The organism is Streptomyces sp. NPDC002676, from assembly GCF_053592455.1.
The window spans coordinates 1-19,099 of record NZ_JBSFVT010000014.1; the positions used below are offsets into that span (position 1 = coordinate 1).

The 19,099-nt window shown below is 70.9% G+C and carries 18 protein-coding genes; 15 read left to right on the forward strand and 3 right to left on the reverse strand.

The window, feature by feature from the left end; all coding sequences use genetic code 11:
• Positions 1-117: 117 nt before the first annotated feature.
• The 8 genes from ACWD3E_RS30155 (at position 118) to ACWD3E_RS30190 (ending at position 7,129) form a co-directional block, all read left to right on the forward strand.
• On the forward strand, positions 118-762 hold the full coding sequence (locus ACWD3E_RS30155) for an HAD family hydrolase (RefSeq protein ID WP_451390732.1): 645 nt from the start codon (positions 118-120) through the stop codon (positions 760-762).
• Between the two features lie 99 nt (positions 763-861).
• Positions 862-2,097 carry an MFS transporter gene (locus ACWD3E_RS30160; protein WP_451390906.1) on the forward strand — a complete coding sequence of 412 codons (1,236 nt, stop codon included), beginning with the start codon at positions 862-864 and terminating at the stop codon, positions 2,095-2,097.
• A complete protein-coding gene (locus ACWD3E_RS30165) occupies positions 2,048-3,220 on the forward strand; it encodes an acetoin utilization protein AcuC (RefSeq protein ID WP_451390733.1) in 1,173 nt (390 codons plus the stop codon). The genes ACWD3E_RS30160 and ACWD3E_RS30165 overlap by 50 nt, the downstream gene beginning before the upstream one ends.
• Positions 3,221-3,324: 104 nt before the next feature.
• Positions 3,325-4,140, forward strand: coding sequence for a phosphatase (locus ACWD3E_RS30170; RefSeq protein WP_451390734.1), 816 nt, complete (start codon positions 3,325-3,327; stop codon positions 4,138-4,140).
• Between the two features lie 129 nt (positions 4,141-4,269).
• Positions 4,270-4,482: a helix-turn-helix domain-containing protein gene (locus ACWD3E_RS30175; protein WP_004984898.1), complete on the forward strand. Its 213-nt coding sequence runs from the start codon at positions 4,270-4,272 to the stop codon at positions 4,480-4,482.
• 133 nt (positions 4,483-4,615) lie between these two features.
• Positions 4,616-4,714: a 30S ribosomal protein bS22 gene (locus tag ACWD3E_RS30180; RefSeq protein ID WP_003948845.1), complete on the forward strand. Its 99-nt coding sequence runs from the start codon at positions 4,616-4,618 to the stop codon at positions 4,712-4,714.
• A gap of 177 nt (positions 4,715-4,891) precedes the next feature.
• A complete protein-coding gene (locus tag ACWD3E_RS30185; RefSeq protein ID WP_451390735.1) occupies positions 4,892-5,950 on the forward strand; it encodes an NAD-dependent epimerase/dehydratase family protein in 1,059 nt (352 codons plus the stop codon).
• A gap of 69 nt (positions 5,951-6,019) precedes the next feature.
• A complete protein-coding gene (locus ACWD3E_RS30190; protein ID WP_451390736.1) occupies positions 6,020-7,129 on the forward strand; it encodes a lysophospholipid acyltransferase family protein in 1,110 nt (369 codons plus the stop codon).
• A gap of 69 nt (positions 7,130-7,198) precedes the next feature.
• On the opposite strand, the gene ACWD3E_RS30195 is transcribed toward ACWD3E_RS30190, so the two are convergent.
• The 3 genes from ACWD3E_RS30195 to ACWD3E_RS30205 all read right to left on the reverse strand — a co-directional run bounded on the left by ACWD3E_RS30195 (position 7,199) and on the right by ACWD3E_RS30205 (position 10,737).
• Entirely contained in the window at positions 7,199-8,425 is a 1,227-nt protein-coding gene (locus ACWD3E_RS30195; RefSeq protein WP_451390737.1) for a DUF5667 domain-containing protein, read from the reverse strand.
• Positions 8,426-8,690: 265 nt separating this feature from the next.
• Positions 8,691-9,467: an ECF subfamily RNA polymerase sigma factor, BldN family gene (locus tag ACWD3E_RS30200; protein ID WP_451390738.1), complete on the reverse strand. Its 777-nt coding sequence runs from the start codon at positions 9,465-9,467 to the stop codon at positions 8,691-8,693.
• Positions 9,468-9,795: 328 nt separating this feature from the next.
• Positions 9,796-10,737 carry an HAD family hydrolase gene (locus ACWD3E_RS30205; protein ID WP_451390739.1) on the reverse strand — a complete coding sequence of 314 codons (942 nt, stop codon included), beginning with the start codon at positions 10,735-10,737 and terminating at the stop codon, positions 9,796-9,798.
• Between the two features lie 114 nt (positions 10,738-10,851).
• Here ACWD3E_RS30205 and ACWD3E_RS30210 point away from each other — a divergent pair, with 114 nt between their 5' ends.
• From ACWD3E_RS30210 to ACWD3E_RS30240, 7 genes are all read left to right on the forward strand, one after another.
• Positions 10,852-11,127 (forward strand): glutaredoxin family protein, encoded by a 276-nt coding sequence (locus tag ACWD3E_RS30210; RefSeq protein ID WP_451356165.1) that lies wholly within the window; start codon positions 10,852-10,854, stop codon positions 11,125-11,127.
• Positions 11,128-11,424: 297 nt separating this feature from the next.
• Entirely contained in the window at positions 11,425-12,216 is a 792-nt protein-coding gene (locus tag ACWD3E_RS30215; protein WP_451390740.1) for a redox-sensing transcriptional repressor Rex, read from the forward strand.
• On the forward strand, positions 12,213-13,946 hold the full coding sequence (locus ACWD3E_RS30220; RefSeq protein ID WP_451390741.1) for a glutamyl-tRNA reductase: 1,734 nt from the start codon (positions 12,213-12,215) through the stop codon (positions 13,944-13,946). Before ACWD3E_RS30215 ends, ACWD3E_RS30220 begins: the two co-directional genes overlap by 4 nt.
• Positions 13,943-14,902 carry a hydroxymethylbilane synthase gene (hemC, locus tag ACWD3E_RS30225; RefSeq protein WP_451390742.1) on the forward strand — a complete coding sequence of 320 codons (960 nt, stop codon included), beginning with the start codon at positions 13,943-13,945 and terminating at the stop codon, positions 14,900-14,902. The genes ACWD3E_RS30220 and hemC overlap by 4 nt, the downstream gene beginning before the upstream one ends.
• On the forward strand, positions 14,899-16,605 hold the full coding sequence (locus tag ACWD3E_RS30230) for a uroporphyrinogen-III synthase (RefSeq protein WP_451390743.1): 1,707 nt from the start codon (positions 14,899-14,901) through the stop codon (positions 16,603-16,605). The genes hemC and ACWD3E_RS30230 overlap by 4 nt, the downstream gene beginning before the upstream one ends.
• Positions 16,606-16,696: 91 nt before the next feature.
• Positions 16,697-17,689, forward strand: coding sequence for a porphobilinogen synthase (gene hemB, locus ACWD3E_RS30235; protein ID WP_451390744.1), 993 nt, complete (start codon positions 16,697-16,699; stop codon positions 17,687-17,689).
• A gap of 104 nt (positions 17,690-17,793) precedes the next feature.
• On the forward strand, positions 17,794-18,999 hold the full coding sequence (locus tag ACWD3E_RS30240) for an aminotransferase-like domain-containing protein (protein WP_451390745.1): 1,206 nt from the start codon (positions 17,794-17,796) through the stop codon (positions 18,997-18,999).
• Positions 19,000-19,099 lie beyond the last annotated feature (100 nt).

A 19,099-nucleotide genomic window follows, 5' to 3' on the forward strand; every position in this document is an offset into this window, starting at 1 on the left:
GGTACTGCAGGGGGGACCCTGTGGGAGAGTAGGACGCCGCCGAACAAATTTTGGGAAAACCCCCGCATCTCCGGATGCGGGGGTTTTCTGCGTTCGGGGTCGCTTACGCTCGTGCTCATGCGCTATGACCTCATCATCTTCGACAATGACGGCGTTCTGGTCGACAGTGAGCCCATCTCCAACCGGATCCTCGCGGCCTATCTGACCGAGCTGGGGCACCCGACGTCGTACGAGGACTCCATCCGGGACTACATGGGGTCGGCGATGCACCGCATCCATGAGCTGGTGCTGGAGCGGACCGGGCAGCGGCTGCCGGAGGAATTCGACGACGTCTTCCATGCTCGCGTGTTCGCCGCGTTCGAGCGGGAGTTGAAGGCCGTGGCCGGCGTCGACGGCGTGCTGGAGAAGCTGGCCGCCGGCGAGGTGCCGTACTGCGTGGCCTCCTCCGGGAGTCATGAGCGGATCCGGGTGGGGCATCGGACGACGGGGCTCGACCGGTGGTTCGAGGACGAGCGGATCTTCAGTGCGCAGGACGTGGGGCGGGGGAAGCCGGCGCCCGATCTCTTCCTCTACGCGGCCGAGCGGATGGGGGTCCCGCCGCGGCGGTGCCTGGTCATCGAGGACTCTCCGCTGGGCGTACAGGCGGCCGTGGCTGCCGGGATGGACGTGTACGGGTTCACCGCGATGACCCCGGCCGCGAAGCTCGCCGGTGCCCAGCAACTCTTCTCCACCATGGGGGAGTTGGCTGACCTGCTGGTATGACCGGCTCGGTCGACCAGCCAAAGATGAAAGCAATTCATCTTTGGCTGGATCTACCCACAGGTAGCCCGGGGCCCTACGCTCGCCGCCATGGCTGATGTCATGACTGATGTGCTGCGGCGCGGTAGGGCCTCGCTGGCGTTCAGCTTCTTCGCCCAGGGCGCCACCTTCGCCCTCCTGGTGACGCGGATCCCCGCCATCCAGGACCGGTACGGCATCTCGGACGCGCTGCTGCCCGTCTTTCTGGCCGCGGTGCCGATCCTCGCCGGGATCGGGAGCGTGACCACCGAGCAGCTGGTGAAGCGGGTACGGCCCAGCCGGCTGCTGCGCTGGTCCCAGCCGCTCGTGCTGCTGGCGCTGCTCGGCGCCGGGGCCGGCGGGCACGGGCAGGTGGCCGAGGTGGCGGTCGCGCTGGGCGCGTTCGGGCTGGCCGTGGGGGCGCTGGACGCCTCCATGAACATGCTCGGGGTGAGCCTGCAGCGGACGTACGGGCGCAGCATCATGCTCAGCTTCCATGCCGCGTACAGCCTGGGCGGGATCGTGGGGGCCTCGCTCGCGTGGGTGGGGGCGCACTGGCACCTCGCGCTGTGGGTGTCGTACCTGCCGGTGGTGGCCGTGCTGCTGCCGGCGACGCTGGCGGGGAGCCGGTGGTACGTCGACGGGGAGCCGGGGCCCGTGGCGGCCGGCCAGGAGCAGGGCGGGGACCAGGAGCGGGGCGGGGAGCTCGTCTTCAAGCTGTTGCTGCCGCTGTGCCTGGTGATGACCTTCGCCTACATCGGGGACTCGACCGTCTCCAACTGGAGCGCGAAGTACCTGAAGGACGTGCTGGGCAGCTCCGAACAGCTCGCGACCGTGCCGTACAACGTGTACATGGTGACCACGCTGGTGGGGCGGGCCGTCGGGGACCTCGGGGTGCGGCGGTTCGGGGCGGTGGCCGTCGTACGTCTGGGGGCGCTGGTGGCGGCCGGCGGGTTCGCGGTGGTGGCCTCGGCGCCCGGGGCGTGGGTGGGGATGCTCGGGTTCACTCTGCTGGGGCTGGGTCTGTGCGTGCTCGTGCCGCAGACTTTCGCGGCGGCCGGGCGGTTGTTTCCGGGGGCTTCCGATGCGGCGATCGCGCGGCTCAACATCTTCAACTACGTCGGATTCCTCGTCGGTTCGCCCTTGGTGGGGGCGCTCGGGGACTCCTGGAGCTATCGCGGCGCCATGCTGGTGCCGATGGTGTTGGTGCTGGTGACACTGGTGTACGCCAGGTCGTTCGCGACTCAACCGGACCGATACGGTGGCGGGCATGAGCGGCGGCGCACGGCTGATGTGGGACGAGGCAGTAACGGGCTATGACTTCGGCCCGGACCATCCGATGGATCCGGTCCGGCTGGAGCTGACCCGGAAACTGGTGGGGGCCTTCGGGCTCGACCGGGAGCTGGAGGTCGTCGCGGCGAAGCCCGCCGGTGAGTCGACGCTGCGACTCGTCCACCGGGAGGACTACATCGAGGCCGTGAAGGCCGCGTCGGCGGATCCGGCGGGGGCCGACGGGTCGTATGGGCTGGGTACGGTCGACGATCCCGCCTTTGCCGGGATGCACGAGGTGTCGGCGCTGATCGCCGGGCAGTCGGTGGGGGCGGCGGAGGCCGTGTGGCGTGGGGACGTCGAGCACGCCGTGAACTTCGCGGGCGGGCTGCACCACGCGATGCCGGGCGGTGCGGCGGGCTTCTGCATCTACAACGACGCCGCGCTGGCCATCGCGCGGCTGCTGGAGCTGGGGGCCGAGCGGGTCGCGTACGTAGACGTGGACGTGCACCACGGGGACGGGGTGCAGGCCGCGTTCTGGGAGGACCCGCGGGTGCTGACGATCTCGCTGCACGAGCATCCCCGTACGTTGTTCCCGCAGACCGGGTGGCCGCAGGAGACCGGGGCCGGGGCCGGGGAGGGGGCCGCGGTGAATGTCGCGCTGCCGGCGGGGACCGGGGACGCGGGGTGGCTGCGAGCGTTTCATGCGGTGGTGCCGGAGCTGCTCGCGGAGTTCCGGCCGCAGGTGCTGGTCTCGCAGCACGGGGCCGACACGCACTTCGAGGATCCGCTGGCGCATCTCGCCGTCTCGCTGGACGCGCAGCGGGCGGTGCAGGTGGCGTGCCATGAGCTGGCGCACGAGTACGCCGGGGGGAAGTGGGTCGCCCTTGGGGGCGGGGGGTACGCGGTGGTGGACGTCGTGCCGCGGTCGTGGACGCATCTGGTGGGGATCGCGGCGGGGAGGGACGTGGCTCCCGAGACGATGATCCCTGAGGGGTGGCGGCAGGAAGTGTTCGCGCGGACTCGGCAGTTGGGGCCGCAGCGGATGACTGACGGGCGGTGGCCGGTGTCGTTCGCCGCGTGGGAGTCGGGGTACGACCCCGCTGATCGCCTGGACCAGGCGGTGCTGGCGACGCGGCGTGCGGTGTTTCCGTTGCGAGGCCTGCTGGCCTGAGCGGGTGGGCCGACTCGGTGGTCGAAAGTTTGCCCGTTACTCCAACCGTGCGGTGTTCCCCCGTTCTCCGGGTGACCGTCCGGGCGATCCGTCACCATCGCTACGTGTTGGGCGTGGGCGCTCTTCGGGCGCATCTGTTGGCTGCTCGGCTGGCCGGGGTCGTCGGTACCTCGCGGGAGGTCAGTCTTCGTAGCTATCGGCTGTTCGCGGCCCGGGACCCTCGGATGTTGATCGGGATCGATCCCGAGTGGGCCTGGGGGCAGCGGGAGTTGCTCGCGTTGATGGCGCAGAAGTGCGGGGTCTCCGGTGATCCCGCGCTCACCTCCGGGCCGGACGTGATCGATCCCGAGCTGACCCTGGCCGCGCTGGACGCGTTCGCGGAGCGGATCGGGGCCGTGGCCCGGCGCGGGGCGCCGGTGCTGTTCGGGACCGGGCATCCGCACCGGCTGCTCGGGTTCTACGCAGGCTTGGCGGACGCGTTGTCGGCGGCGGGGTGTGAGGTGCTCACCCCCGCGCAGGGTCGCTGTGTCGACATATTGACCCGGTTCGGTCTACGTACGTGCAACCTCGACTACATCAGAGGTGTCGCTGTGGTGCGAGAAGACGAGGGCGAGCGCCCCGGTTGTGAGCCGGGTCTGCACAGCCACTCGCCGCTGCCGGTTCGGGTGGTGCTGGGTGCCGCGGCCGAGAGCGGCGGACCTCTGCCCGAGCTGGTCGTAGGGGACCACGGATGGGTCTGTGGCGCAGGTCAGCTGGGGTTCGAGGCCATCGGGCTGGCCGACACCGACGACCCCGCGCCCTTCGTGGGGGAGGCGGAGGGGGTCGTGTCCGTCGTCGTTCCGCTTGATGACGGCGTGCGGTCTGATTACTACTATCCGCTCATCCGCTACGTACTCAAACGAGCGTGTCTGTCACAGTAGGCCGCCGATACGTGCACCTCTTCCCCACTCGCATCATCCGCCCCTACATTGGGGAGTGAGCACGCAGCGACGAAGAGTCACCGGAAGGGGAAGCCGGTGGCCGTCGAGTGCGGAAGGTTCAGGTGTGTCATGGCTGCAGCTGGCGAGAGGCCTCTGAACGAGGTTCAGTTCCTTACCGTGGCGGAGGTTGCCTCGGTGATGCGAGTGTCGAAGATGACCGTGTACCGGCTGGTGCACAGCGGTCATCTGCCCGCGATCCGGGTGGGACGGTCCTTCCGTGTCCCGGAGCAGGCGGTTCACGAGTACCTTCGCGAGAGCTATGTGGGGGTGGAAACGGCCTGACGGCACTTCCGGTGAACACCGGGACATCCCTCGATTACGACCTCAGCGCTCGGGCGGGTAGGCTGGCCCCTCGTAGGTCGTATGGGCCCATGGCGCCCAAACACCGAGTGATGAGAAGTGAGCGAGGGTAGTCGTGGGCTCTGTTATCAAGAAGCGGCGCAAGCGGATGGCCAAGAAGAAGCACCGCAAGCTGCTCAAGCGCACGCGCGTTCAGCGCCGCAACAAGAAGTAAGCGGCGGCGACGTCAGAGCGTGTCCCCTGTGGCCCTCCATCCCGATGGGATGGGGGGCCACAGGCATATTCCGATAGGGGAATTTCCCTCACCTCGTGCATGAGGCGGTCATCACAGCGCAACACCGAACCGCTAGGTTGGCCGTACACGGGTAACGCGGGAAGGAAGGCGCGGATCTTGGGGAAGGTCGTGCTCGTCACCGGAGTCGCCCGGCAGCTGGGCGGCCGGTTCGTCCGACGGATCCAACGGGACCCGGACGTCGACCGGGTGATCGCCGTGGACGCGGTGCCGCCCGCGCACCACCTCGGCGGCGCCGACTTCGTCCAGGCCGACATCCGGCAGCCCACCATCGCGCGTGTGCTGGCCGAGACCGGCGCCGACACGGTCGTCCACATGGACGTGACGGGCACCGCGCTGCGCGGCGGCAGCCGGGCCACGGTCAAGGAGACCAACGTCATCGGCACCATGCAGCTGCTCGGCGCCTGCCAGAAGTCGCCGACCGTGCAGCGGCTGGTGGTGAAGTCCAGTACGAATGTGTACGGGTCCGCGTCCCGGGATCCCGCCGTGTTCTCGGAGACCACCTCGCCCAAGTCGCTGCCCAGCGGCGGCTTCGCGAAGGACGCCGTGGAGGTCGAGGGGTATGTGCGCGGGTTCGCCCGGCGGCGGCCCGATGTCGCCGTGTGTGTGCTGCGGTTCGCGAACATCCTGGGGCCGGCCGCCGAGACCCCGCTCGCCTCGTACTTCGCGCTGCCGGTGCTGCCTACCGTGTTCGGCTACGACCCGCGGCTGCAGTTCGTGCACGAGGACGACGTCATCGAGGTGCTGCGGATCGCCTCGCACGAGCCGCGCCGGTCCACGCTGAACAGCGGCACCTTCAACATCGCCGGGGACGGCGTCCTGCTGCTCTCGCAGTGCTCCCGGCGCCTGGGCCGCCCCACCGTGCCGCTGCTGCTGCCCGCGGTCACCTGGACCGGCTCCCTGGTGCGCACGCTCGGGATGACGGACTTCTCGCCCGAGCAGATCCGGCTGCTCACCCACGGCCGGGTGGTGGACACCGTCCAGATGCGCGAGACGCTGGGCTTCACGCCCAAGTACACGACGGCGGAGACGTTCGCGGACTTCGCACGCGGGCAGGCCCCCGGGCTGCTGCCGCCGGAGGCCCTCGCGGGGGCCGTCGACCGGATCGCCGCGCTGTCCGCGAGAAGCGGCGGCCACCCCTCGGCGCACACCCCGTAAACGCACATTCCGTAGACGCACACCCCCTCGACGCACACCCTCTAGCGCCAACCGAGGAGCGCAGCAACGATGGCGGACGCCAAGGTCATTCCGTTCGACGACGGGTCCGACCGGGCCGACCGGTCCGACCGGTCCCGTGGGAGCACCGTGCCGCGCCCGGCGCGGCGCCGGAGCAGGGGGAGCCGGGGCAAGGGCGGCGAGCACGTGGGGGTGCGCGAGGTCGCCGAGGTCGCTGACGTCCAGCCCCTGCCGGGGCGGGCCACCGCGCAGGATGATGGGTCTGTGAGCCGCGAGGAGGAGCCACGGGACCAGGCGCCGGAGCAGGGCGCGGTGGACGAAGGAGTTCTGGAGCGGCGCGTGGCGGCCGGGCTGGCCTTTCTGCGCCGCCGGCTGACCGGGGACTACCAGGTCGACGACTTCGGCTACGACGAGGAGTTGACCGACCAGGTCCTGATGTCGCTGCTACGGCCGCTGTACGAGAAGTACTTCCGTGTCGAGGTGAAGGGCATCGAGAACATCCCGGCCGAGGGCGGGGCGCTGCTCGTCGCCAACCACTCCGGGACGCTGCCGCTGGACGGCCTGATGATGCAGGTGGCCGTGCACGACCACCATCCGGCGGGGCGGCATCTGCGGCTGCTCGCGGCCGACCTGGTCTTCGTCCTGCCGGTGGTCAACGAACTGGCCCGCAAGCTCGGCCACACCCTCGCCTGCACGGAGGACGCCGAACGGCTGCTGGGGCAGGGCGAGCTGGTCGGGGTGATGCCGGAGGGCTTCAAAGGCATCGGGAAGCCCTTCAGCGAGCGGTACAAGCTCCAGCGTTTCGGGCGGGGCGGCTTCGTCTCCACGGCCCTGCGCAAGGGGGCACCGATCATTCCGTGTTCGATCGTCGGGGCCGAGGAGATCTACCCGATGATCGGCAACAGCAAGACCCTCGCACGGGTGCTCGGTTTCCCGTACTTCCCGCTGACGCCGACCTTCCCGTGGCTGGGTCCGCTGGGGGCGATCCCGCTGCCCACGAAGTGGACCATCCAGTTCGGCGAGCCGATCCCCACGGACGGCTATCCGCCGGAGGCGGCCGAGGACCCGATGCTGATGTTCAACCTGACCGACCAGGTGCGGGAGCAGATCCAGCACACGCTGTACAAGTTGCTGGTGCAGCGACGGTCGGTGTTTTTCTGAGCCTTCCGGACGTACGACATCGGGGGCGCCCCGCTCGGGTGGGCGCCCCCGATGCCGTTGCCGTACGGCCTAGTTCGCGTCGTGGTCGTCGATGCCCAGGCCCGGGAGGAGGCCTGGGAGGAGGGGCGGGAGGGTGACGTCCGGCTCGGGGATGGGGGGTTTGCTGATGGACGGGGTGGAGCCGGTACCGCCGGTCTTCGGCGGGTCGAGCAGGCCGCCCGTGCTGCCCCCGATCAGGCCCTCGTCGCTGCTGCCGGTGGCCGACTCGCTCGGGCTGCCGGTCTTCGCGTGCCTGCCGGAGGAGGGGGCGTTGCCGGCGGACGGCGCGGTCGACCGGTGGGTGCCGGGGGAGCCGGTGGATGCCGAGCCGGAGCCCTGTTGCCCGCTGCCGCCGGTGTGGTCGGGCGGTTGCGGGAGCAGGGACTGCAGCGGGGCGACCTCTTCGTCTATGGCGTCGAAGACCGACGAGACCTCGTCTTTGACGTCACCGAGCTGTACGGGCAGCCTGTCGCTGAGCGCGCTCCAGGCGTCCCGGTGCGAGCGGGAGAACGCCGAGAGCGCCTGGATGGGGCCCAGGGAGCCGGGATCGCGCTGGTAGGCCGCGTGCAGCAGGCGATGGCCCTCGGTGACGTCGTGCCGCATCCCGGACAGGGTGCGGCGGATCTCGCCGATGGACTCGTGGTCGAGGTGGCCGCCCCGGTCGCGCTCCATCAGCCGGCGCGCCTCGCTCAGCCGGGTGGAGGCCTGGTCGAGGTAGGTCTGGCCGCGCTCGTCGTCGCCATCGCTCAGGTAGTTGAGCTTGAAGTCCTCGATGCCGCGCTTGAGGCCGTACAGCGAGTCGCCGGGCAGGGCGTCGGAGCTGGCGGCGGCGACCCCGCCGAAGGCTCCTGCGGCCACGCCGACGCTGAGCCCGCCGGCCGCGAGGCCCTTGGTCAGCCGGGAACGCGGCCGGAGTTTGCCGAGCGGGCTCGCCCGGTGTGCGCCCCGGCCCCGGGCCCGTTGCTCGGGTACCGGCGGATCAGCCGCCCCCGTGCCCTCCAGGAGCATGGCCTCCATCGCTGCCACTAGCTGGGCGCGCTGGACGACCTTGACCTCAGGGTCGAGCTGCGGCTTCGGCAGCGCGCCGAGTTCCGCCGCGAGGGCCAACAGCTTGCCCTGTTCGCGCGGTTCCTGGGCGGTCGGCGGCGAGCCCGCCGGTGCTGCGGACTGCTCGGCCGCCGGGTCCCGGTCGTACTGCTCCTCCAGGGCCTGGGCGAAGGCGTTCGCCCGCCGGTGCGCCGATACGTTCGCGATCACTGGCGGCACCTCCTCTCGTCATGACGGTCGACTCCCCAGGGGGTCCTGAGGGTTGCACGCCCACGACCACTTCCACACGATCGAGCGATCAGGGTCGGCCAGGACGTGACCACAGGGAGCCTGTATCCCGCACAACGAGCGGCTCGGCACTTGGGTTACGGACGGCGGATGATCGGATCAGAAAAGCAACGGGCTTTCACGGAACGTGAGTTGGTCGTCGCCGAGGGTGGCCGGTCGGGCCGGGGGTGGCCGGGTGCGGCCGGGCTCAGCGGGCGTCGTCCGGCAGGAGCCGGGCGAGGGTGCGCACGGCCCGGTACTGAAGGGTCTTGATGGCACCCTCGTTCTTGCCCATCACTCGGGCGGTCTCGGCGACCGAGAGGCCCTGGAGGAAGCGGAGCGTCACGCACTCCTGCTGCTGCGGGTTCAGCCGTCGTACGGCGTCGAGCAGCGCGGCGTTGGAGAGGGACTCCAGGACGGAGTCCTCCGGGGAGCGCTCGACCTCGTTGGCGTCGAGCATCTCGCCGGTGGTGACCTCGAGGCGGAAGCGGCTGGACTTGAAGTGGTCGGCGACGAGGTTGCGGGCGATCGTGACCAGCCAGGCGCCGAAGTCGCGGCCCTGCCAGGTGAAGGTGCCGATGCGGCGCAGGGCCCGCAGAAAGGTCTCGCTGGTGAGGTCCTCGGCGGTCGCCTTGCCGCCCACCCGGTAGTAGATGTACCGGTACACGGTGTCGCTGTACTGGTCGTAGAGCCGCCCGAAGGCCTCGGCCTCGCCGGCCTGGGCGCGCTCGACGAGGTCCATCATCCGGGCGCTGTCACTGTCGGCGGCCGGGCGGCGGGCGGTGGCCGCGCCGGTGGCGCGCGTTCGTCTGCCGACCGCGGCGCTGCCCTCGGCCAGTGCGTAGCACGGGCCTACGGGCGCGGCGGCGAAGGCGGGCACGGCGTACGCGGTGGGGACGCAGCCGCGCAGCGTCTCTTTGACCGCCGCGACTGTTGCGCGCAGCGTAGCCAGGCCCGAGGCGTCAACCCCGACGTGTGGGTACACGGGACTCCCAGAGGCAGAGCTTCCATCACGTGCAGTGCGGGACCGTTCACCCGTCGTAGCGACGGAGGGGTACCGGTTTGCGTCTGAGGAGAATAACGCTTCGTGCAGGCACTGCTACACCCAGTTGCTCAAATCATCGATTACGTCGCTTCTGTAACCGATTGACGCCACATCAAGTGCCCAAGACTGACCGCTTGTTGATCGAAAAAGGGCTGGTTTCGGCGAAGAGGGGGCGTGTTGGGGGAGGGCAGGCATAATCGCGCGGCAGGCGACACGTTTCGGCACCGAGGCGCACATGCCAAAGCCGGTGCTGTTGCCGGGAGTGCTGCTATCGACGGCGCCGGCTCAGCGCGATCGCCGCCGCCGTGCCACCGGCCACCGCGCCGACGCCCGCCGCCGCCGGAATGCCGACCTTCGCCGCCTTGCGGCCCGTGCGGTAGTCCCGCAGGCGCCAGTCCTGTTCGCGGGCGTGCTTGCGCAGCTTGGCGTCCGGGTTGATGGCGTAGGGGTGGCCGACCAGCGACAGCATCGGGATGTCGTTGTGGGAGTCGCTGTACGCGGCGCAGCGCGAGAGGTCGAGGCCCTCGGCCGCGGACAGCGCGCGGACCGCCTCCGCCTTGGCCGGGCCGTGCAGCGGCTCGCCCACCAGCTTGCCGGTGTAGATGCCGTCGACGGACTCCGCGACCGTGCCGAGCGCGCCGGTGAGGCCGAGGCGGCGGGCGATCACCGTGGCGATCTCCATCGGCGCGGCGGTGACGAGCCACACCTTCTGGCCCGCGTCCAGGTGGGCCTGGGCGAGCGCCCGGGTGCCCGGCCAGATGCGCTCGGCCATGTACTCGTCGTAGATCTCCTCGCCGATCGACTGCAGTTCGGCGACCCGGTGGCCCTTGACGATCGACAGGGCCGAGTCGCGGGCGTCCTGCATGTGCTCGGGGTCCTCGACGCCGGCCAGCCGGAACCAGGCCTGCTGCCAGGCGAACCGGACGAGGTCGCGGGTCTCGAAGAACTTCCGCTTGTACAGGCCCCGGCCGAAGTGGAACAGGGACGCGCCCTGCATCACGGTGTTGTCGAGGTCGAAGAAGGCCGCCGCCTTGTCGTCGCCGATGACCGGGAACTCCGGTTCCTTCTCCTCGGCGGCCTCAGGGGCTTCCTGGACTTCCTGGGCTTCCTGCGAGGACTTGCGGGCGGCCTCCGCCGATGCCTCGCCTGCCAACACGCTCCGCGCCGTGGCGGAGCGCCTACGGGGAGTGAGCCATCCTAGAGCGGCCATGCCGTGAGCATAGCCAGTTTGTTCGGGGCTTCCGGAGTCGAGAGGTTGGAAGGGTGTGAACTCTCCGCGACCGGGCCGTTAAGCGGGCGCGGGGACCGGCGCGAGAATGGCGCCATGACTCCACTTTTCCGACGCAAGCCCGCCCCCGGTGAGCGGTTGGTCACCCTCGTCCGCAAGCCCGGCTGCCATCTGTGCGACGACGCGCAGGCCGTGATCGAGAAGGTCTGCGGCGAACTCGGCGTGCCCTGGGAGCAGCAGGACATCACCGAGGACAAGGAGCTGTACGACCAGTACTGGGAGCAGATCCCCGTCGTCCTCGTGGACGGGAAGCAGCACACCTTCTGGCGGGTGGACGAGGGCCGGCTCCGCAAGGAGCTGACCGGGAACTGATCGTGAACGGGCAGGGAATCCCCCGTGAACCGGAACCGAACTGACCGATCGGTACAAGCCCTGTCGAACGTCGCTTAGGATCGATGGCGGTTTGGTCTCGGGGGCGGGATTCACGAGGAGCGTGTCGTTTTGCCCCCAGGCGGAGCCCCGGGTTTGACCTGCGTGACCCCGGTCACGTTGGCCGGGCAAATCGGACACCATCTTTGTGCACGCGTTCACAAAGACATAGCCTGCTGTCGACGGGGCGGTCTGGGGACGCACGACCGCCCGCAGCCCCGCTCTACCCGCAGGAGCACCGTGGCAACTGGCCGAACACACCGACCGGCGACCCGTAGCCGAGGGATTCCCGAGGCCACCGTCGCCAGGCTTCCGCTGTACCTCCGAGCCCTGACCGCACTGTCGGAGCGCTCGGTCCCCACGGTCTCCTCCGAGGAACTGGCCGCGGCGGCGGGGGTCAACTCCGCCAAGCTGCGCAAGGACTTCTCGTACCTGGGCTCCTACGGAACGCGCGGTGTCGGCTACGACGTGGAGTATCTCGTCTACCAGATCTCCCGCGAACTCGGCCTCACCCAGGACTGGCCGGTCGTCATCGTCGGTATCGGTAATCTCGGCGCCGCCCTGGCCAACTACGGCGGGTTCGCCTCCCGTGGCTTCCGCGTGGCCGCGCTGATCGACGCCGACCCGGCGATGGCCGGGAAGCCCGTCGCCGGTATCCCGGTGCAGCACACGGACGACCTGGAAAAGATCATCAAGGACAACGGGGTGTCCATCGGCGTGATCGCCACCCCGGCCGGCGCCGCCCAGCAGGTCTGCGACCGCCTGGTGGCCGCCGGGGTCACCTCCATCCTGAACTTCGCGCCGACCGTGCTGTCCGTCCCGGACGGCGTCGACGTGCGCAAGGTCGACCTCTCCATCGAGCTGCAGATCCTCGCCTTCCACGAGCAGCGCAAGGCCGGCGAGGAGACCACCGTGGGCGAGGCCGCGCTGCCCGCGGCCGCCACGCGCGAGGACCGCGGCGCGCGCGGGGAGCGCGACGAATCCTCCGACCAGGGGCCCGACGGGGACGTACCCGCCGTGATGCCGGCATGAGTCTCCTCGTCGTCGGGCTGAGCCACCGCAGCGCCCCGGTCAGCGTGCTGGAGCGGGCCGCGCTGAGCGCGGACGCCCAGGTCAAGCTGGTCCAGGACACGGTCGCCGCCGAACCCGCCACCGAGGCCGCGGTGCTCGCCACCTGCAACCGCATCGAGCTGTACGCCGACGTGGACAAGTTCCACGCCGGTGTCGCCGAGCTGTCCACGCTGCTCGCCCAGCACAGCGGGGTCGGCCTGGATGAGCTGACGCCCTACCTCTACGTGCACTACGAGGACCGGGCCGTCCACCACCTGTTCTCGGTGGCCTGCGGGCTCGACTCCATGGTCGTCGGCGAGGGCCAGATCCTCGCTCAGATCAAGGACTCCCTCGCCCGCGCCCAGGAGCTGCACTCCGCCGGCAAGCTGATGAACGACCTGTTCCAGCAGGGCCTGCGGGTCGGCAAGCGCGCCCACTCCGAGACCGGCATCGACCGGGCCGGACAGTCCCTGGTCACCTTCGGTCTGGAGCAGCTGGCCGCGGGCGGGCCCGTGCCGGAGTGGGCCGCGGGCAAGAAGGCGCTGGTCATCGGTGCCGGTTCGATGTCCTCCCTGGCCGCCGCGACGCTCGCGCGGGCCGGTGTGGCCGAGGTGGTCGTCGCCAACCGCACCTTCGAGCGCGCCGAGCGGCTCGCCACGATCCTCACCGAGGCCGACGACAACGCGGTGACCGCCCGCGCGGTACGGATGGACGCCGTGCCGGACGAGCTGACACGTGCCGACATCGTCGTCTCCTGCACCGGGGCGACGGGCCTGGTGCTCACGGCGGAGGCCGTCGCGCAGGCCGTCGAGGGCCGCACGGGCGCGTCCGCCGCCGAGGCCGCCGACACCGCTCGTACGGCCGTGCAGGCCAAGGTGTCGCCGGTGTCCGCCGGCGTCGGCACCGACGAGAACTGCCCGCTGGACCTGGCTTCCGTACAGCCCGGCTTCTCCCTCATGGGCGAGGCCGCCGTGGCCGGCATGGACGCGGCCACGCTGGAGCAGCACGCGGCCTGGGTCGACAACGGCACCGTGGACCGCCGTGGTGGGGGTACCTCCCACGCCGTCCAGGCAGTGGGGGAGTCCCGTCGCAGCCCCGAGGCCGACGCCGAGCTGATCACCGCGCTCGCCGCGACCGTCGCCACCGTCGGCCGCATCCCCGAGCGCCGCAAGCCCGAGCCTGCCGCCCGGATCCCGCGCCCGGCCCCGGCCGTCTTCCTCCTCGACCTCGCCATGCCCCGCGACATCGACGCGGCCGTGCACCGGCTGGCCGGGGTGCGCCTGGTGGACATCGAGTCGCTCGCGGAGGCCTCCGCGGACGCTCCGATGGCGGCCGACGTCGACCAGGTCCGGCGTATCGTCTCCGACGAGGTCGCGGCCTTCGGCGCGGCGCAGCGGGCGGCGCACATCACGCCGACCGTGGTCGCGCTGCGCACCATGGCCGCCGACGTCGTCGCCGGCGAGATAGCGCGGCTCGACGGCCGCCTGCCCGACCTGGACGAGCGCCAGCGCGGCGAGATCCGGCAGGCCGTGCACCGGGTCGTCGACAAGCTGCTGCACGCGCCGACCGTACGGGTCAAGCAGCTCGCGGCCGAGCCCGGCGGCGCCGGGTACGCGGACGCGCTGCGCACCCTGTTCGACCTCGACCCCGAGACGGTCGCCGCCGTCTCCCGGGCCGAGGACAGCACAGAGGAGAAGGACCGACCGGCATGAGTGAGAAGGCTTTGAGGCTGGGGACGCGGCGCAGCAAGCTCGCCATGGCCCAGTCCGGGCAGGTGGCGGACGCCGTCAGCCGGGTGACCGGACGGCCGGTCGAGCTGGTCGAGATCACCACGTACGGCGATGTGTCCCGCGAGAGCCTCGCCCAGATCGGCGGCACGGGCGTGTTCGTCACGGCGTTGCGTGACGCGCTGCTCAAGGGCGAGGTCGACTTCGCGGTTCATTCGCTCAAGGACCTGCCCACCGCGCAGCCCGAGGAACTGGTCCTGGCGGCCGTACCGCCGCGCGAGGACCCCCGGGACGTGATCGTCGCGCGCGACGACCTCAAGTTCACCGACCTCCCGCGCGGGGCGCGCATAGGCACCGGCTCGCCGCGCCGCATGGCCCAGCTGAACGCGTACGCCCGCGCCCACGGCCTGGACATCGAGACGGTCGCGATCCGCGGCAACGTCGACACCCGCATCCGGTACGTCCGCGACGGCGAACTGGACGCGGTCGTGCTGGCCGCCGCCGGACTGAACCGGATGGGCCGGATCGACGAGGTGACCGACTTCCTGTCGGTCGACACGGTTTTGCCCGCCCCCGGCCAGGGGGCCCTGGCGATCGAGTGTGCCGCGGACAACGCGGACCTGATCGCGGCGCTCGGCGCGCTGGACGACCCGTTCACGCGGGTCGCCGTCACCGCCGAGCGATCACTGCTCGCCGCCCTGGAGGCCGGCTGCAGCGCCCCTGTGGGCGCGCTGGCCGACCTTCTGGCCGGCGGGCAGATTGTCAAGGAATTGCGCCTGCGTGGCGTCGTCGGCACGACCGACGGCACCCGCATGGTGCAGTTGTCCACCACCGGTCCCGTGCCCCAGACGCACGAGGAGGCGATGGCATTCGGTCGCGAACTCGCCACCGAGATGCTCGCCCAGGGCGCGGCCGGTCTGATGGGGGAGCGAGCACATTGAGCCCCACCACCCTTCCCGCCGGCCTTGAACACGGGCACGTCACCTTCCTGGGTGCCGGACCCGGGGATCCGGGGCTGCTGACTCTGCGCGCCGTGGAGGCGCTGTCCCACGCGGACGTCCTGATCGCCGAGCACGAGGTGCTCGATGTGATCCGGACGCATGCGCGGCCGGGCGTCTCCGTGGTGCCGACAGACGCCGACGGATCCTCGGAGTCGCTTCCGGGCACGGGCACGCCACAGCTGTCGGTCGTTGACGGCACGTCAAGAACCGTTGCTGTCCCGCCCGCGCGGGATGCCGCTCATCTTGTCATGGAGGCTGTGCGGGGCGGCAGGCGGGTCGTCCGTGCGGTGTCCGGGGACCCCGGACTCGACACGTACGCGGCCGAGGAGATGCTTGCCTGCGCCGCGTCGGGCGTCCCCTTCGAGGTGGTGCCCGGTGTCGCCGCCGCCGTCGGTGTGCCCGCGTACGCGGGTGTGCCGCTGCGGGACGCGCAGGGCGCGGACGTCCGCTTCGTGGACGCCCGGACCGCCTCCGACCGCTGCTGGACGGAGGTGGGCGCCTCCGACGGCACGGTGGTCGTCTCGACGACGCTGGACTCGGTGGCCGCCGCGGCCGGCGAGCTGGTCTCCGCGGGCCGCAAGCCGGACACCCCGCTGACGGTGACGATCGCCGGTACGACGACCCGCCAGCGCACCTGGACGGCGACCCTCGGCACGATCGCGCAGACGCTGAAGCAGGCGAAGGTCCTGCCGTCCCCGGACGGCGGCCGGTCCGTCATAGCCGTGGTCGGTGAGCGTTCCGCCGCCGCCCAGCGCGACCAGCTGTCGTGGTTCGAGTCCAAGCCGCTGTTCGGCTGGAAGGTGCTCGTGCCGCGCACGAAGGAGCAGGCGGCCTCGCTCTCCGACCAGCTGCGGTCCTACGGCGCCGTGCCGCACGAGGTCCCGACGATCGCGGTGGAGCCCCCGCGTACGCCCCAGCAGATGGAGCGCGCGGTCAAGGGTCTGGTGACGGGCCGCTACGAGTGGATCGCCTTCACCTCGGTGAACGCCGTCAAGGCGGTCCGGGAGAAGTTCGAGGAGTACGGCCTTGATGCTCGGGCTTTTGCGGGTATCAAGGTGGCTGCGGTGGGCGAGCAGACGGCCAAGGCGCTGATCGCCTTCGGCGTGAAGCCGGACCTGGTGCCGAGCGGTGAGCAGTCGGCGGCGGGTCTGCTGGAGGACTGGCCGCCGTACGACCCGGTCTTCGACCCGATCGACCGTGTCTTCCTGCCGCGCGCCGACATCGCCACGGAGACGCTGGTCGCCGGGCTCATCGAGCTGGGCTGGGAGGTCGACGACGTCACGGCCTACCGGACCGTGCGGGCCTCGCCGCCGCCGGCGGATACGCGGGAGGCGATCAAGGGCGGTGGCTTCGACGCGGTGCTCTTCACGTCCTCGTCGACGGTCCGGAACCTGGTGGGTATCGCGGGCAAGCCGCACAACGTCACCGTGATCGCGTGCATCGGTCCCGCTACGGCGAAGACGGCCGAGGAGCACGGGCTGCGGGTCGACGTCATGGCACCCGAGCCGTCCGTGCACAAGCTGGCCGAGGCGCTGGCGGAGTTCGGCATGAAGCGGCGCGCTGCCGCGGTGGAGGCCGGGGACCCGGTGACTCGGCCGAGTGAGCGGCGGCCCGGGGCTCGGCGGCGGCGTTCGACTACCTGAGGTGCCAGGGGGCTCTGCCCCCTGGCACCCCCGTCCTGGGCCGACAGGGCGTCGGCAAAGGAAGGGTCCGTGCGGGCGTAGCGTAGACGGCATGACGAAGTACGGATCCTTTCCCGGTGCCCGTCCCCGGCGGCTGCGGACCTCGCCCGTCATGCGGCGGATGGTCGCCGAGACGCGGCTGCACCCCGCCGACTTCATCCTCCCGGCGTTCGTGCGCGAGGGCGTGAGCGAGCCGGTGCCGATCACCGCCATGCCCGGCGTCGTCCAGCACACGCGCGACAGCCTGAAGAAGGCCGCGCTGGAGGCCGTGCAGGCCGGCGTCTCCGGGATCATGCTGTTCGGCGTGCCGGAGGAGAGCAAGAAGGACGCCCTAGGGACCCCGGGCACCGACCCGGACGGGATCCTCCAGGTCGCCATCCGGGACGTGCGCGCCGAGGTCGGCGACGAACTGCTCGTCATGTCCGACCTGTGCCTGGACGAGACCATCGACCACGGCCACTGCGGTGTCCTCGACGCCCAGGGGCGCGTGGACAACGACGCCACCTTGGAGCGGTACGCCGAGATGGCCCAGGTGCAGGCCGACGCGGGCGCCCACGTCGTCGGGCCCAGCGGCATGATGGACGGCCAGATCGGCGTCATCCGCGACGCGCTGGACCAGATCGGCCGCGAGGACGTGGCGATCCTCGCCTACACCGCCAAGTACTCCTCCGCCTTCTACGGCCCCTTCCGCGAGGCCGTCGGCTCCTCCCTCCAGGGCGACCGCAAGACCTACCAGCAGGACCCCGCCAACTGGCGTGAGTCCCTGCGGGAGTTGGCCCTGGACCTTGAGGAGGGCGCGGACATGGTCATGGTCAAGCCGGCCGGTCCCTACCTCGACATCCTCGCGCGCGTCGCGGACGCCGTGGACGTGCCCGTGGCGGCGTACCAGATCTCCGGCGAGTACTCGATGGTCGAGGCCGCCGCCGAGAAGGGCTGGGTGGACCGGGACCGGGCCATCTTCGAGACCCTGACCGGCATCAAGCGCGCAGGGGCGCGGAACATCCTGACCTACTGGGCCACCGAGGTCGCGCAGAAGCTGCGCTGAGGTTCGCGGTCCGGATCTCGGAATGCCGGGTGTAGACGGCACGTAAATCCCTAGGCTGCGGAGCGGTGGGACACACCGCCCCGCAGCCGAAGGAGAGCCGTGCCATGACCGTCGCCGAGTCGCCCGCATCAACCCGCGCCGCCGTCCCGCCGCTCGCCGCCCGTGCCCGCACGGTCGGCGGTTCGCCGGTGCGGGACATCCTCGCGGTCACCGCGCGCCCCGAGGTGATCAACTTTGCGGGCGGGCTCCCGGCACCCGAACTGTTCGACAGGGACGGCATAGCGGCAGCGTTCGAGGCCGTCCTGGCCGAGACCCCCGCCCAGGCCCTCCAGTACTCCGCGACAGAGGGCGAACCGGCGCTCAGGGCCGGCCTGGCGTCCCGCATCACCGCCCAGGGCCTGCCGACGGCGTCCGACGACCTCCTCATCACCACGGGCTCCCAGCAGGCCCTGTCGCTGCTGGCGATGGCGCTGCTCGAACCCGGCGACACGGTCCTGGTCGAAAACCCCTGCTATCTGGCGGCACTTCAGGTCTTCGGCCTGGCGGGCGCGCGGGTGGTGGCGGTGCCGGGGGACGAGGCGGGAATCGACCCGGCGGCCCTGGAGGAACTGATCCTCTCCGAGCGCCCGAAACTCCTCTACCTGGTCCCGACCTTCCAGAACCCCACCGGCCGTACGATGCCCGCGCAGCGCCGCGAGGAGATCGCAGCGGTGGCCGCCCGCCGGGGCCTGTGGCTGATCGAGGACGACCCCTACGGCGAACTCCGCTACGACGGCGAGCGCGTCCCCTGGATCGCGTCCTGCCCCGGAGCCGAGGACCGCACCGTCCTCCTGGGCTCCTTCTCCAAGGTCATGGCCCCGGGCCTGCGCCTGGGCTGGCTGCGCGCCCCGGCGGAACTGCGACGGGCCTGCGCCGTGGCCAAGCAGGCGGTGGACCTCCACACGCCGACGCTCAACCAGCTTGCGGCGGCGAGGTACTTGACGTCCCTCGACGCTCACGTGGCCCGCATCCGCGAGGTCTACGGCGCCCGCAGGGACGCCATGCTGGCAGGCCTCCCCGAAGCCCTCCCGGAGGGTTCGGCGTGGACCCGTCCCGAGGGCGGAATGTTCCTCTGGGTGCGCCTCCCGGAGCCGTACGACACGACTGCCCTCCTGCCTCAGGTGGTGAAGCAGGACGTGGCCTACGTCCCCGGCGCCCCCTTCTACGCCACCGCCCCCGACCCCTCCACCCTCCGCCTGTGCTTCGTGACCCAGACCCCGCCGGAGATCGCGGAGGGGCTGCGGAGGCTGTCCCGAGCCCTACGGGGCTGACGCCGGCCTGGGCCGGTCAGGTCACCCCTCGTCCCCCTGGCCCGTCTGGCCCGTCTGGCCCGTATGATCCGGTCGTATTCGATCATTCGAATACTTGGAT

Coding starts and splice junctions, on each gene's coding strand:
- ACWD3E_RS30155 (WP_451390732.1), top strand. CDS start 118: ATGCGCTATGACCTCATCATCTTCGACAATGACGGCGTTCTGGTCGAC.
- ACWD3E_RS30160 (WP_451390906.1), top strand. CDS start 862: ATGACTGATGTGCTGCGGCGCGGTAGGGCCTCGCTGGCGTTCAGCTTC.
- ACWD3E_RS30165 (WP_451390733.1), top strand. CDS start 2,048: ATGAGCGGCGGCGCACGGCTGATGTGGGACGAGGCAGTAACGGGCTAT.
- ACWD3E_RS30175 (WP_004984898.1), top strand. CDS start 4,270: ATGGCTGCAGCTGGCGAGAGGCCTCTGAACGAGGTTCAGTTCCTTACC.
- ACWD3E_RS30190 (WP_451390736.1), top strand. CDS start 6,020: ATGGCGGACGCCAAGGTCATTCCGTTCGACGACGGGTCCGACCGGGCC.
- ACWD3E_RS30205 (WP_451390739.1), bottom strand. CDS start 10,737: ATGGCCGCTCTAGGATGGCTCACTCCCCGTAGGCGCTCCGCCACGGCG.
- ACWD3E_RS30210 (WP_451356165.1), top strand. CDS start 10,852: ATGACTCCACTTTTCCGACGCAAGCCCGCCCCCGGTGAGCGGTTGGTC.
- ACWD3E_RS30220 (WP_451390741.1), top strand. CDS start 12,213: ATGAGTCTCCTCGTCGTCGGGCTGAGCCACCGCAGCGCCCCGGTCAGC.
- hemC (WP_451390742.1), top strand. CDS start 13,943: ATGAGTGAGAAGGCTTTGAGGCTGGGGACGCGGCGCAGCAAGCTCGCC.
- hemB (WP_451390744.1), top strand. CDS start 16,697: ATGACGAAGTACGGATCCTTTCCCGGTGCCCGTCCCCGGCGGCTGCGG.
- ACWD3E_RS30240 (WP_451390745.1), top strand. CDS start 17,794: ATGACCGTCGCCGAGTCGCCCGCATCAACCCGCGCCGCCGTCCCGCCG.